Origin of the sequence: Vibrio sp. 10N.222.55.A1 (assembly GCF_041473835.1) — a bacterium.
Lineage (GTDB): Bacteria > Pseudomonadota > Gammaproteobacteria > Enterobacterales > Vibrionaceae > Vibrio > Vibrio crassostreae_C.
Map to the genome: position 1 here is coordinate 55,825 of NZ_JBFRSX010000015.1, position 13,519 is coordinate 69,343.

The 13,519-nt window shown below is 45.0% G+C and carries 12 protein-coding genes and 1 pseudogene; 6 read left to right on the top strand and 7 right to left on the bottom strand.

Features of this window, described 5'->3' with window-relative positions; translation table 11 throughout:
* Nucleotides 1-350: 350 nt before the first annotated feature.
* Nucleotides 351-689, bottom strand: coding sequence for a DUF1840 domain-containing protein (locus tag AB4493_RS04590; RefSeq protein ID WP_017061543.1), 339 nt, complete (start codon nucleotides 687-689; stop codon nucleotides 351-353).
* A gap of 315 nt (nucleotides 690-1,004) precedes the next feature.
* Here AB4493_RS04590 and AB4493_RS04595 point away from each other — a divergent pair, with 315 nt between their 5' ends.
* On the top strand, nucleotides 1,005-2,195 hold the full coding sequence (locus AB4493_RS04595) for a GGDEF domain-containing protein (RefSeq protein ID WP_029235516.1): 1,191 nt from the start codon (nucleotides 1,005-1,007) through the stop codon (nucleotides 2,193-2,195).
* A gap of 25 nt (nucleotides 2,196-2,220) precedes the next feature.
* Here AB4493_RS04595 and AB4493_RS04600 read toward each other — a convergent pair whose 3' ends face one another.
* Nucleotides 2,221-2,505, bottom strand: a complete 285-nt coding sequence (locus tag AB4493_RS04600; protein ID WP_017061541.1) for a hypothetical protein — start codon at nucleotides 2,503-2,505, stop codon at nucleotides 2,221-2,223.
* Nucleotides 2,506-2,662: 157 nt separating this feature from the next.
* Here AB4493_RS04600 and AB4493_RS04605 point away from each other — a divergent pair, with 157 nt between their 5' ends.
* Complete coding sequence (locus tag AB4493_RS04605) at nucleotides 2,663-3,535, top strand: pirin family protein (RefSeq protein ID WP_372154579.1); 873 nt, start codon at nucleotides 2,663-2,665, stop codon at nucleotides 3,533-3,535.
* A 231-nt stretch (nucleotides 3,536-3,766) separates the two neighbouring features.
* On the opposite strand, the gene AB4493_RS04610 is transcribed toward AB4493_RS04605, so the two are convergent.
* Nucleotides 3,767-4,048 (bottom strand): pyrimidine/purine nucleoside phosphorylase, encoded by a 282-nt coding sequence (locus tag AB4493_RS04610; protein ID WP_017057600.1) that lies wholly within the window; start codon nucleotides 4,046-4,048, stop codon nucleotides 3,767-3,769.
* Between the two features lie 308 nt (nucleotides 4,049-4,356).
* On the opposite strand from AB4493_RS04610, the gene AB4493_RS04615 reads away from it, so the two are divergent.
* The gene (locus AB4493_RS04615) at nucleotides 4,357-4,821 is read left to right on the top strand and encodes a DUF2850 domain-containing protein (protein ID WP_372154580.1); all 465 of its coding nucleotides are present in this window, start codon (nucleotides 4,357-4,359) and stop codon (nucleotides 4,819-4,821) included.
* A 398-nt stretch (nucleotides 4,822-5,219) separates the two neighbouring features.
* On the top strand, nucleotides 5,220-7,760 hold the full coding sequence (locus AB4493_RS04620; protein WP_372154581.1) for a glycosyl hydrolase family 18 protein: 2,541 nt from the start codon (nucleotides 5,220-5,222) through the stop codon (nucleotides 7,758-7,760).
* A 120-nt stretch (nucleotides 7,761-7,880) separates the two neighbouring features.
* On the opposite strand, the gene AB4493_RS04625 is transcribed toward AB4493_RS04620, so the two are convergent.
* Nucleotides 7,881-8,729 (bottom strand): alpha/beta hydrolase, encoded by an 849-nt coding sequence (locus AB4493_RS04625; RefSeq protein WP_102398468.1) that lies wholly within the window; start codon nucleotides 8,727-8,729, stop codon nucleotides 7,881-7,883.
* A 193-nt stretch (nucleotides 8,730-8,922) separates the two neighbouring features.
* On the bottom strand, nucleotides 8,923-9,516 hold the full coding sequence (locus tag AB4493_RS04630; RefSeq protein WP_004732750.1) for a TetR/AcrR family transcriptional regulator: 594 nt from the start codon (nucleotides 9,514-9,516) through the stop codon (nucleotides 8,923-8,925).
* A 160-nt stretch (nucleotides 9,517-9,676) separates the two neighbouring features.
* Between AB4493_RS04630 and AB4493_RS04635 the strand changes: the two genes are divergently transcribed.
* Both AB4493_RS04635 and AB4493_RS04640 read left to right on the top strand, forming a co-directional pair.
* A complete protein-coding gene (locus AB4493_RS04635) occupies nucleotides 9,677-10,633 on the top strand; it encodes an AEC family transporter (RefSeq protein ID WP_065607875.1) in 957 nt (318 codons plus the stop codon).
* A gap of 123 nt (nucleotides 10,634-10,756) precedes the next feature.
* Nucleotides 10,757-11,797 (top strand): acyltransferase, encoded by a 1,041-nt coding sequence (locus AB4493_RS04640; protein ID WP_108099475.1) that lies wholly within the window; start codon nucleotides 10,757-10,759, stop codon nucleotides 11,795-11,797.
* Between the two features lie 125 nt (nucleotides 11,798-11,922).
* Here AB4493_RS04640 and AB4493_RS04645 read toward each other — a convergent pair whose 3' ends face one another.
* Nucleotides 11,923-12,801, bottom strand: a complete 879-nt coding sequence (locus AB4493_RS04645) for a 6-carboxytetrahydropterin synthase (RefSeq protein ID WP_151408085.1) — start codon at nucleotides 12,799-12,801, stop codon at nucleotides 11,923-11,925.
* A gap of 231 nt (nucleotides 12,802-13,032) precedes the next feature.
* A pseudogene (locus AB4493_RS04650) lies at nucleotides 13,033-13,487 on the bottom strand (helix-turn-helix domain-containing protein).
* Nucleotides 13,488-13,519: the final 32 nt, after the last annotated feature.

The window sequence follows — 13,519 nt, forward strand, 5'->3', positions numbered from 1 at the left end:
TTTGTTAGTTGACCGTGAAATAATAAGGAGTCTAAAAATCGACCGCATGAGAGAGGGTCTTAGAATAACTAGGAAAAATTCTTAGTTCAGAATTGGGAGTCAAGAAAGCGTGAACAGCATCACTTTGTTTACGGTCTGTTATGGATTGATATTACGATAACAAAAGTCACTCATTTCAGGGCTGACGAACCTTGTAAATAAACAGAAACGAGTGGATTACTTCACTAAAAAAACACCAGTATCGGTTCATCACCATAAAACTCCATGGTCATGGTGTGTCCGATACTGGTTCAGCATTCATTCTGATTAAAATAGATTCAATAGGCTTGTTACGTTTCGCGTGAATCGTACTACAGTCGCTTGCCGCTACCGTCTTCCCACATTACTTCACATTCATCTTTGATGGCAGCTTTTAATAATTCAACCAGTGGGAACGCTCGACTACCGATATTAACAGGCGCTTCAACCACCTCTTCTTCATTGTCGTCATCAGTATTTTCATGCTCTACGGACTTGCTCTGCTCTGCTGCAATAGCAGCACGTAGATTATCCAGAGCTTGAGGAACCTCTGAAGCATCCATAGCACCTGGGATGGAGCCGCTATGCCCAAGCATCTTGATGAACTGGAGGCCGACTTCACCAAACATCGTGACACTAGCATGAGCTTTACAACTAAAGGTAATTAACATAATGAGCCTTTCTTAATTTTGGTCGTTTACAAACTATGTGGAGTAACTCTCTGGAAAGCAAGTAGATAAACATCAAACAACGGTTACAAGTTTGATGCTTAAATCTAATCTTCTAGAGATGACCAGCACCATCGGTGATATACATCACTATTTGGAATTGATTGAACAGCCTTTCATATGAAACCTTGATAGTAGTCACACTAAATAGACATCTAAGCCTCTGCATAGCTTGTTATTTAATCTACTATTAACACCATTATCAAAAACTTTGGCACAGATCACATGAAAAGGCTCGTCGGCAGGCACCTAGAAGAAATGGCGGACATACGATCCACCCGCAAGCAAAAAATTGTCCACTCCTTTTCACTGACTGCCGCTGCGTTATTCATTTTCTATACTTGGGCTTACTTCGAAGGCGAGCATTACACGCTGTCAATATTCGAATTGTGCTTCGCCATCATTGCCATTTCTAACGCTTTATATGTAAGAAAAGTCATCAATCCTGAGTATTCCGAATTGATTCTGAGTGGTGTTCTTCTAGTTCAGGGCGTCATCCTATTCTTGTACAGTCACGCCATCCCAGATCGCATCCTCTGGCTCTACCCAATTCTGGCCGCGGTCATTTTCATTAATGATTTCAGAATTGGCATAATCTTCAGCACCTCGTTTTGCCTGTTCATCAGCACCTTGATTACAGCAATGCCCAACAATTTTTCTTTACCATTTAACAGCACACACAGATTTTTCCTTAGCTTATTTACCATGAGCTTGGTGTGCCACACATCCGCCTATTACTACACAAAAGCCGTCAGTTATATTCAACGCCTGTATAAAGAAGGCATTGAAGATCTCGCTTACAGAGATCAGTTAACCGGCTTGGCAAACCGTTGGAGCTTTGAACGCTGGGCGACAGAAAAATTAATTACGGTGGATAGTGAGCGATCACTTACCGCACTGGTCTTTTTGGATATTGATGACTTTAAAGGCATTAACGACAGCTACGGACACGACGTCGGAGACAGTGTCTTGCAGCATTTTGCCAATCGCTTGAGCAACAATATTCGAACCCGAGACAGAAAAAGCCATGAATACGATTATTCGATTGCGCGTTTTGCTGGAGACGAGTTTGTTTTGATGCTCTACGATGTACCCTCTCGTAAAGATCTAGACGGTATTTTAGATAGGATTTGCGGGCTGTTCGAAAGTGGTTGCCAGACAAACGAGAGAATCAAGGAATTGACGCTAAGTGTTGGGGTTGCTTTATACCCACAAGACGCCCAAGAATTACATGAGCTGACGAGATGTGCTGATAAAGCGATGTATGTCGCCAAGCATTCAGGAAAAAACCGATACGCTTATTATCACGACAACCCAGTATCAACCTTGATAGAAGAACTACCAACGAGCCTTGTTAGCTCAGCACCGGATTCATCTGAACTTGAAGATTGCTTTGAAGCGAAGATCGAAGGGAACAATGTTACGCTATTAAAAACGCGCCAACGCTAGCCATTCCTATAACGGAGCGGCGCTGCTAACCTGCAAGGTACATAAGCCAAAGACTCACTAACCCGATCATAATAATCCATATGACTTGACGTGTTCGGTTTGGGTTATTCCCTTTAGGTCGCCTCACCACGGTTTTAAAAGCGGCTTGCTTAGCTGACTGAATAAACGGCGCTTCTATCTCACGTTTTTTCACGCGGCGTTTAACTGCGCTGTTTGCAACCTCTGTAAAGCGCTGGCTTTGCTCCGTTGTAAAGTCGTTATCAAAACCTATCCGACCATGCCTTTCGCCATGTTTTTGCTGAACTGCCATAGCGGCCTCCTTGGCGATATACTCTCTATTGAGTATAGACATAATTTCATATTGTTACCTGTTCAAGATTTTCGAATAAGTCACTCAACGCTGTGCCATCTTCTTTTTAAATCAAATTACATAAACTACAGCTATTCAAGTTTATGAGGGTTTCAAAATGACGAATGTAAGAGCAGTAGATCATGTGATTACAGCACATGCCACCTCAGATGGTGATGGCGTCAAAATCCAACGACTCGCAGGTTTTAATAACGCACGTTTCTCTCCATTTTTAATGATTGATGAACTGAAGTCGGATGAAAGCAAAGACTATGTTGGCGGCTTTCCTCCACATCCTCACCGTGGGATAGAAACGCTCACTTACATGCTCCAAGGTCACTTCCAACACAAAGACCATATGGGGAATGTTGGAGAGCTACGCAGCGGTGGCGCTCAATGGATGGCCGCAGGCCGTGGTGTCATTCACAGCGAAATGCCAATGATGGAAGAAGGTGCACTGCATGGTTTTCAGATTTGGATAAACCAACCTGCGGCACACAAAATGCAGCCAGCGCAATATCACGACTTCCAAAATGAAAGCATCGCGGAACATCAAAGTGAACAAAGTGGTTTGTTGAGAGTGATTGCCGGAGGGTTTGAACTGCACAACCAAACAGACGATGGTTCAGAGGCTTTACGATCGCAGGGGCCATTACAGAAAACAGGTGTGCCGTTAAGCGTTGCGGATTGGCGCTCTCATTCTGGGCAAAAAGTTACGTTAGGGACTAATGTTAATCATAATGCCATGACTTACGTGTACCGAGGCAGTATTAAGATCGGCGACAAAGTGATCAACCAAGGTCAACTTGCCCTGCTTACCAAAGCTGACTTGCTGTCTTTGGGTAGCTTGGAAGATTCAGGGGTACTGATTTTTTCCGGTGAACCGATTAATGAACCTGTCGTGCACTATGGTCCGTTTGTCATGAACTCGATGGAAGAGATTGAACAGACAATTCAAGACTACAACAACGGTGTGTTTGAGACTTACTGATGTCTTGGCTATGAGCTTTGAGCTTTGAGCTTTGAAGATTGAAGATTGAAGATTGAAGATTGAAGAGATTTTGCAACGAACAACGATTTGGTCATCCATTTGATGACTACAAAAACAAGTGACACTATCCACTGCCGGTTACTATCACTTATTTAACCACGCTCCTAGAGCGTGGTTTTTTCTATTCAAGCAGAGACAAACGATGCCCTGATTGAACAAATTTAGACCTGATTACAAGTACTCACACAGGTAAGCCGTCGCTTCTTTTACCTGTAGGTCGAATGAAGAGTCACCCGCAACGTCAAAAGACTCACCAGATTGGTATGTCGTCCAATCATCATCGCCAACACGCTTTACAATCAAAGCACCTTTAACAACGGTCATCTTTTCTGGAGCTGCAGTACCAAACGTGTACTCACCAGCCGCCATGACACCAACACTCACATCAGCACCAGACTGGTTAAACGCTAACGACTTAACGCCACCTTCAAAGTATGTATTTTCTTTAATCATTGTACTTCCTTGTTATCTTCAAATTGCACTTATTGAGCTCACCGAGTAAGCCTATGCGTAAATTTAGGTGATAATTGTTTTAACCAATTCGAGACTTTCCTACAAGAAATAAATACGCATAGCTTAAGCATTTCTGGAATTCGCTTTCATTGATAACGTAAATACTGAGGAGCAAGGCTAAAAAACCACTAACGCAATCAAATCTATTAGAACATTCGATCCTGCTTCTAACTCTTATAACAATTTTTGCAAACTAAGATTTTAGTTAATAGAATCTAAGACAATATCAGTCGAAAAATGAAGAGATAATGGCAAAAAATCCGACTAAAAGCAGAGACCTATTTGCCAACTCGTTACTCTACGGCTTCCTATTAGCTGGCTTTATGGTTGCCCTCACCGCCGGCTATTTTGCTTACCAAGCCCACCAGCAATCGGTCAGCCCAAGCAACGTCTATGGCACATGGATAGAGATTGCGGCGCCACCTTACAACACCGACATCCTGACACTTTCAGAAAACGGTGTGATGATGAATCATCGTCTTATCACTACCTCATTCGATTTTGACGGGAAGATCGTCACGATCAACACTGGCTCTGGGACCACCGTTTACACCATCAGTGGTACTTACGATTCGCCTCGCTTAAAGCGATTAGAGCCAAGCGTACCATCTCAGCAATTTATTAAAGAAGGCTACGAAGATACTGCGACTGGTGATACCCATAGTGTCATGCAACAACGACGCGCTTCCTTAGCTGAGCAATTCAAAAGATAACCCTCTTATCCATACTGCCATAAGCATTCGTCTTCAAGTTTACCCGTCGATCGACCCCGCTCGCTCAACATACTTCACTTTGTGATTCAGCTTCAATCCACAGTATTTTCTTATAGTTTGTCGCACCTTTTCATAATTTCATGTCGTGAATTTTCACTTGTGAGATTTTCCTACTGAAGGATGTTTTATTTTATAAAACATGGACTCAGCCTCTCATTCATTAAGCAACAGAATTGTAACAAGATACAATTTTTTAGTTGTCCATCGAAAACGGATTTATTTTCAGTTATGAAATTAAAACTCTCTCGAATACTGACTGGGAAGCTCCTTCAAAACTGATTGGAGCCGTTTATGGGGCCATTGGGTTCTCGTAATCTTCAAGGAATGAGAGAAATAGTATGATTCGTATAAATACCTGTGCTGCAAGCATTGCTCTAGCGCTATCTGGTACAGCATTAGCTGCTCCAACAGCACCTAGCATCGACATGTACGGTTCCAACAACCTGCAATTTTCTAAAATTGAACTCGCGATGGAAACCACCTCTGGCTACAACCAGATGGTGAAATATCACGACCAAGCGAAGGTCGACGTTAAGTTCAACCAATGGAGCGGAACGTCAGGAAACACGTACAACATCTACTTTGATGGCGTTAAAGTGGCCACCGGCCCAATCACTGGCAGCCAAACCACAGCTTCATTCGAATATGGCCAAGGCGGCTTATTTGAGATGGAAATCGAAGCGTGTGATGAAACAGGTTGTAGCAAGAGCGCACCTGCTCAAATCACGATCGCTGATACCGATGGCTCACACTTAGCGCCACTTGCGATGAATGTGGATCCGAACAACAAGTCATACAACACAGATCCAAATACGGTAGTCGGTACTTACTTTGTAGAGTGGGGTATTTACGGCCGTGATTACACCGTTGATAACCTACCCGCTGACAACTTAACCCATATCCTTTATGGCTTCATCCCAATTTGTGGTCCGAACGAATCAGTTAAATCAGTAGGCGGTAACAGCTACAACGCAGTCATGACAGCTTGTCAGGGTGTTAACGATTACGAAGTGGTGATTCATGACCCTTGGGCGGCTTTCCAGAAAAGCTTCCCTCAAGCGGGACACGAATACAGCTCACCGATCAAGGGTAACTACGCAATGATGATGGCGCTCAAACAGCGTAATCCTGATTTGAAGATCATCCCATCGATTGGTGGCTGGACGCTGTCTGACCCGTTCTTTGATTTCACAACTAAAGCCAACCGTGACACCTTTGTAGCGTCTGTTAAGAAATTCCTTAACACATGGAAATTCTACGACGGTGTGGATATCGATTGGGAATTCCCTGGTGGTGGCGGTGCTGCTCCAGACCTTGGTGATCCTGTAAATGACGGCCCAGCTTACATTGCACTGATGGCAGAACTTCGCGTGATGCTAGATGAGCTAGAAGCGGAAAACGGTCGTACTTACGAGCTCACTTCTGCGATCGGTGTTGGTCACGATAAGATTGAAGACGTGAACTACGGCGATGCTATCCAATACATGGATTACATCTTCGCAATGACTTACGACTTCTACGGCGGTTGGAACAACGTGTTAGGTCACCAAACAGCACTAAACTGCGGTAACTTCATGCGTCCTGGTCAATGTGATGGCACAGGCCTTGATGAAAATGGCGAACAATACACAGGCCCAGCTTACACCACAGACAACGGCATCCAACTGTTGCTTGAGCAAGGTGTTCCAGCGAACAAGCTTGTGGTTGGTACAGCGATGTACGGTCGTGGTTGGGAAGGCGTATTACCATCATCACTCACCGATCCGAGCGACCCTATGACAGGCGTTGGTAACGGCAAACTGAAAGGCAGCTCTGCGCAAGGCGTATGGGAAGATGGCGTTATTGATTACAAAGGCATTAAAGCAAACATGCTTGGCGCGAATAACCAAGGCATCAACGGCTTCGAATATGGCTATGACGAAATGGCAGAAGCGCCTTACGTTTGGAACCGCACTTCAGGTCAGCTAATCACATTTGATGATGATCGCTCTGTAAAAGCAAAAGGCGCGTACGTTCGTAGCCTTGGCCTTGCGGGTCTATTCTCTTGGGAAATTGATGCAGATAACGGCGACATCCTGAATGCAATGCATGAAGGCCTAGCGGGCGGTACAACTGATCCTGTCAACCGCAAACCAACGGCAGCTGCAGGTACAGACCAATCGGTTGAAGGCCCAGCTTCTGTTTCTCTAGATGGCAGCGCTTCAAAAGACAGCGACGGTACAATCGCGAGCTACGCTTGGTCTCAAGTCGGCGGTACAGCAGTAACACTGGCGAACGCTAATGCTGCGGTTGCGAGCTTCGATGTTGTTGAAGTCGCTCAGCAAGAAACACTAACCTTCAGCCTAACGGTAACGGACAACGAAGGTGCTACTTCTACTGACACCGTTGTTGTAACAGTAAGCCCTAAAGATACAGGCCCAGTAAACACAGCACCAGTAGCAGTGGTTACGGCTCCGGCTGAAGTTAATGCGGGTGATGTAGTCGTGGTTGATGCTTCGGCTTCAAGCGATGCAGACCAAGACACATTGACCTTCACATGGGATGTACCTGCTGGTATTGATGCAACGGTTCAAGGTTCTTCAGTGAGCTTTGTCGCAGCGGAATACACGAAAGATACAACGCTGAACTTCTCTGTAACAGTCAGCGATGGCACAGAGACATCGGTAGCAGCTACTTCAGTGAAAGTTCTTAAGAAAACCACAGGCGGCGGTACGTGTACTAACGCTTGGGATTCAGGCGCGGTTTACACTGGTGGCGACCAAGTGACTCAAGGCGGTAAGGTTTGGGAAGCGAAATGGTGGACAACTGGTGAAGATCCAACAACGACAGGCCAATGGGGCGTGTGGAAAGAGATCGGCCCAGCAAGCTGTGCTAACTAAGGACAAGATTAGTTAAAGCTAACTAAGCAACTAAAAGCAAAGGCCAACCAGAACATATCTGGTTGGCCTTTTTAGTGTTTTTTCTCTCAACCCACGTTCTAGTTGTTTGAGTAGTTAAAGTTAACCAATTAAGTTATCAAAGCTCTCGAACACTTGTGGGCACTTCATTACTCGCCCGTGACCCTGTCCTTGAGTCGCAATCAAGGTAACGCGACCCATTTCATTAGCAGCACGCTGAGACACATCAAACTTAGTAAACTTGTCTTGCTCGTCATGAACAATGATCGTCTGAGACTCACGAAGCGCTAGCTTTCCATAGGGATCAACAGACTGAATTGGGTAGTTAAACTGCTCTTCCACTTCACCCACGACCGCCTCAAACAACTTCATTGAGTAACCAGAACGCGCAACGCTACCAAATAGGTTTTCTAGATAATCCAACACAGGTGCAATGAGCAACAAAGGTTTGTTTTCTAGTTTAACGTGCTTACACTCCAACGCAGAAGCGGTACCCATACTGTGACCGACCAAACCTGCCACTTCCCCCACCGAATCTAGAACAGCTTCCAAACCATTCACAAACGCTGGGATATGACCATGTACGCCATCACTGCCACCATGAGCAGGATGATCGTAAGCCAAGGCCGTAAAACCTTTCGCGGCGATGTGTTCCATTAAAGGAAAAAACTGACTCGCGGTGCCTGACCAACCGTGGGTAAGCACCCAAACTGGACCAGTACCCAAAGAATACGTTTTGATAACGCCATCACGACCTTTGATTTCACTCTTAATAAGCCCTTGAGGATCGGCATTTTTTTGCTCGGTACGCATCGGAGTGAGCAGCAGTTTACGTGCCGTTTTCTTTGCGTGGCTCGGCGCTAAAATGTAGTGCAGATTGGTTGTAGCGCCAATCAAGCTACGCTTGAAGCTGAATTTGTTCGATGTATTGAAATAGATTTTGTCACTCATGACCGTTCCTTGTATCGCCATCATTATTGGCGGATCGAGCCCGGCCCTAAAAATCGAACGACCGTGCTATTTGTTGATATAAAAAATGGCGCTACTGCGATTTATCATCGCTTACCACCACTTCTCTAAAATTTTGTTGTAAACCTTACTTCAGCAAGACTCACATGATTTGCGGGTTAACCTGCTGTATGTATTAAACCGCTTTCCAACTGGCTACCAAGCGCTCTACACCACTCCAAAAATGAGTGTGGCTCGCTTGTTGGCCCCGTAATGAGTAGAACAAGTTCGCACTTAAGTAGAGACCGTACAACTCGAAGGTTGCCTGTTTCGGGTCTAAATCGGCTCTGAATTGTTTGCTTTCAACCGCTTTTGCTACCTGAATCGTCAAGTAATCAATCCACACTGAAATGGTTTTCTGCAGTGCCTTCTGAATCACAGAGGTTTCGCTGCCTGCATCTTTCCAAGCATCAATAAACATGCAGCTGCCTTGGAACGAGTGGTTCCAGCCCAGCCAGTTATCGAGCAGTTGTTTCAGCTTGGCTTCAATATCACCGTCGCCCAACTCTCTCGCCGGAATGATGACTCTTTCAGTGAATATAGCGTTGGAATATTCGAGTACAGAGAGTTGCAGGTTCTCTTTAGAGTTGAAGTGCGCAAACAATCCACTCTTAGACATACCACACTGCTTGGCTAATTCGCCAATCGTCAAACTTTCAAGACCATTCTCACTCGCAAGTGCAAATGCATGGCTCAAAATATACTCTTTGGTTATCTTTCCTTTGCTCATTATTCACCAATAATAAATCTGATGCTTTATTTTTAGCACGTTCGTACTTTTTTTCAAGTTTTTTACTTAACCCTTGGTATTCATTTTGTATTATCAAAGAATTGTGGAAAAATGCGACAGTATTCAAAGGAAATTGAAATCGACTAACAAAGGAAAAAGAATGAACACACTTTGGGAACAGTTTGCGTTTTCGGCGTCAGTAACAGGCCCTATCTGTTTAATGCTGTTTCTCGGTGTGATGCTCAAGCGAATCGGCTTAATCAATGACAATTTCATTGATGTCGCATCTAAGGTCGTATTTCAAGTCACTCTACCCGCGATGCTATTTCTAAGCATTGTTCAATCGAATCACAACTTTTCAGCCAGTAGCGCGTTAGTGGCGTTTGGCGTCATCGCAAATTTTATCTTTTTCTTGTTCACGATTTTCTCAACCAAGTTGGTATTCAAAGGTTCGAAAGATCAAGGTGTGATTGTCCAAGGTGGATTCCGCGCTAATACCGCGATCATCGGCCTCGCCTATGTGGCTAATATCTATGGCAACCAAGGTGTGGCATTGGCGGCTATCTATGTCGCATCCCTAACCGTGCTGTATAACATTCAAGCTGTGATTGCACTGACACCCAAAGGCAAAGACACCGGCGCTAAAGCCATTAAAGTAATCGTCAAGTCCATCACCAAAAACCCGTTGATCATCGCTATTTTCTCAGCGGTCGTCTTCTATGCGCTTTCAATTCCTATTCCAAAAATGGTGGCTGACGCTGGGCAATACTTTGCCAATATGACATTACCTTTAGCCCTGCTCTGTACTGGCGGGTCGCTGGATATTAGCTCGCTCAAACAAGAAAAGTTGTCGACGTGGTTCGCCTCTAGCTACAAGTTAATTGCCTCACCGTTACTGATTACATTGGCTGCTGGGTACTTAGGGTTTGAAGGGCTCGACCTCGGGCTTATCTTTTTGATGAGCGCGGCACCAACGGCCGCGGCAAGCTATGTTATGGCTCGTGCAATGGGAGGAAATTCAACCTTGGCGGCTAACATCATCGCGCTCACGACCGTTGTTTCTCTTATCACTTGCACGCTAGGTATTTTTGCACTCACCGCAATGGGTTTAATATAGCTGCGACAGGCTTCAAAAAACCGACACAAGCCCTGAAATAAAGGTCATAAGCCTTGATTTAGGACTAACTGGTTGGGCAGAAAGGCTGCTAGATTTCGTAAAAATTTTACTAAGAGATCTGATATGTCTTCCGTTCAACATACGCCTTCACAACACATCGCCAGTATCGAGTTAGGCCGAGTGATTGCTATCTTGGCGATCATTGGTTTACACGGCCAAATGGCACTCACTTATTGGCAAATAGATGAAGTGCCTTGGATCGGTTATGTGCTCAACCAAACCGCTCGTTTTGCGGTACCTCTGTTCTTCCTGATTTCTGGCTATCTTATTCAGCCCAAGTTGGCTGCATCGCCTTGGACAACCTTCATCAACTACTCGAAACCACTGCTTAAAGTTTGGTTGGCATGGAGCATCATTTGCTTAGTGATGCCATTCAATCTCGCGAAGGTAGAAGAGTTTGGCTATCTAGGTGAACGTGAAGGCTATTGGGGCTTCTTAATGAGCACTCCTCTTAACTCATTCTTAGAGGGAGGTCTGGTGCATTTGTGGTTCATTCCAGCCCTTGTTTGCGCAGTGTTGATCATTGCTTTATTGGTTGAGTTGAAGCTCAACAAACTTCTATTACCGATAGCCATAGCGCTCTATGGCTATGGTGTTTTGGCAGGAAGCTACGCAACGCTAACCGGATTAGAAGCACCCTTCTTCACGCGTAATGGCCCGTTCTTTGGCACGTTAATGGTGACCTTAGGTTTCCTTATTCGTCAGAATCAATGGAAGGTGTCATCAACTAAAGCGTTGGGGTTATTAGCGTTAGGCATGTTGATTCACTTTGCTGAGGCGGCATGGCTCACCACGTTCGACGTCGGATTCAATATGAATGATTTCTTGTTTGGCACGGCGTTATGGGGGATGGGTGTGTTCATGTGGCTTTTGGCTAATCCAAACATGGGTAACTACGCTTGGGTTCGTGCCATTTCAAATCGCATGCTGGGTATCTACGTCAGCCATTTGCTGATCATTATCGTGTTGTTCAATGTCTGTGGAGTTTTCGGCATTACGGAATTGGCCAAAGACGTTACGGTATTTTTTGGCACCGTATTGTTGAGCTTCGGGTTGGTTGTTGGAATCGAGAAAACACCACTGCGACGCGTGCTACTTCGTTAGTTCTTTTACCTAAAACTGTTGGTTAGATCAGCTTTAAAGAGCCACCAAAAATAAAGGCAAGATAACGGATTATCTTGCCTTTATTTCATCATGTCAGTAACGAGACTGTGTCACTCGTTGAAGTGTTATCGGAACGCCATTGCGCCCTTACCAACACCTTCATAAGCGACGATTTGTAGTGATTGGTTCTCTGCTAGGCTCGGTTCAACTTGATCCGCAATATAGCCTGCCAGTAATTCCACCGTGGTATCCGTCGGCAAGATTTCTGTTTCACTCTTAGCAATCGCTAGCTCAAATTCGCCTTGAGGTGCGGTGTAGCGAAAGCCATAGTGGCTTTCATCATTAACGCTTTGCGCGTGTTCACTCAGATTAAGTGATGAAATTGAAACTTGGTCTTCTTTAGAGCCTAAATAGATGTCTTCCCAACGCTGAGCAAATGCTTGTTCGCGTTGCTCGTCACGCTGACCATCAACCAAGATTTCGACTGGAGAACGGTGGCCATGTGCGATGCGTTGGCAGTTGCCATCATGCTTTTTTAAACCATGGGTGTAGTGGTAAAACGCGCCATTAATGTTCTCATGACGTAGGGTGATCTCTAACCCTGTGACGTTACTTGGAAGGTTATCACGCAGAATATGATAAACATGAGCGGTCACACTCTCGATGGTGATCGCTTCTGCATCAATCAGGCAATATGCTTCATCAGGGCAATGTAGATGAAGACTCTTGTCACCACGCAACACATCAACCTTAGAGTAGCCCGCTTTGCTCGCTTGAAGAACAACTGCAGCGCTTTGCATTGGCAGCAGCAAACGGTGATCAACGTGCTCATCGACAAGCTGTTTGATCTGCTTTTTGACCTTACTAAAATCCAGCACCATGCTCATTTCATTAAGTTCACCAGACATGGTGACATCTAAAATCCAACTATCTCCTACGACCCCTCTGTGTTCACAGATGTATGAAGAATCGATAACGGTAAGGTCTCTTACAAATAGGTTCAAGTTGAACTCCTTAATACTTTAATGAGATACGGGAGGCTGAATAATGTCCAGCAGGCACTTCGTCTCATTGGTGTCTAGATAAAATAGGACGAGCAGGATGTTACGACAAGCTTAAAAAGTCCACCTTTTTAGACCCTCTTTTGAGAAAAGAACAAACTCTGCACAATTTCCGCTAAAACATAGACCAGCCCGATGCGAATAGCCATATCTTGGGTAAGGTTGCCGAGCGTTTCACGATACATTTTGCTTTAGCCAAAGGCGCGGTGACACCCCAGCAACATGCTGAAAAGCGCGTGAAAATCCCGAATAGCTGCTGTAACCCACTTCATCAGCGACCCAGTTGATGGGCTTATTTTGCAATAACAGGGATTGAGCCACTGAGACTCGCCACTTTTGCACATAGTCTCCGGGCGTCTCACCGACTTCTCGTTTGAACGCTTCAATAAACTGAGTTCGAGACATCGCGGCCAGTGACGCCATTTCGGCAAATAAACAATGCAAGGCTGCGACAAATGCCTGTGTTCCGTGTGAGCGCTAGACAAGCTCAACTCCCCCCCGCTCAATACATGAAGGTGGCCCTCTTTACCTTGTTGCGCGTTAAATGACGATACTCCACACAGGTTTCCAGAATAGAAAACGCCAGTGCGTATCGAGAAGTGTTCCATTAGTTGTGAAAGCAGATCCATGCATCCTCCGAACGATTCGCTTAGTTTTTAGT

Bases quoted from the DNA above. Each gene is read 5' to 3' on its own strand.
- AB4493_RS04640 (WP_108099475.1), top strand. From the start codon at position 10,757: ATGTCTTCCGTTCAACATACGCCTTCACAACACATCGCCAGTATCGAG.
- AB4493_RS04605 (WP_372154579.1), top strand. From the start codon at position 2,663: ATGACGAATGTAAGAGCAGTAGATCATGTGATTACAGCACATGCCACC.
- AB4493_RS04630 (WP_004732750.1), bottom strand. From the start codon at position 9,516: ATGAGCAAAGGAAAGATAACCAAAGAGTATATTTTGAGCCATGCATTT.
- AB4493_RS04615 (WP_372154580.1), top strand. From the start codon at position 4,357: ATGGCAAAAAATCCGACTAAAAGCAGAGACCTATTTGCCAACTCGTTA.
- AB4493_RS04600 (WP_017061541.1), bottom strand. From the start codon at position 2,505: ATGGCAGTTCAGCAAAAACATGGCGAAAGGCATGGTCGGATAGGTTTT.
- AB4493_RS04590 (WP_017061543.1), bottom strand. From the start codon at position 689: ATGTTAATTACCTTTAGTTGTAAAGCTCATGCTAGTGTCACGATGTTT.
- AB4493_RS04595 (WP_029235516.1), top strand. From the start codon at position 1,005: ATGGCGGACATACGATCCACCCGCAAGCAAAAAATTGTCCACTCCTTT.
- AB4493_RS04625 (WP_102398468.1), bottom strand. From the start codon at position 8,729: ATGAGTGACAAAATCTATTTCAATACATCGAACAAATTCAGCTTCAAG.
- AB4493_RS04620 (WP_372154581.1), top strand. From the start codon at position 5,220: ATGATTCGTATAAATACCTGTGCTGCAAGCATTGCTCTAGCGCTATCT.
- AB4493_RS04635 (WP_065607875.1), top strand. From the start codon at position 9,677: ATGAACACACTTTGGGAACAGTTTGCGTTTTCGGCGTCAGTAACAGGC.
- AB4493_RS04610 (WP_017057600.1), bottom strand. From the start codon at position 4,048: ATGATTAAAGAAAATACATACTTTGAAGGTGGCGTTAAGTCGTTAGCG.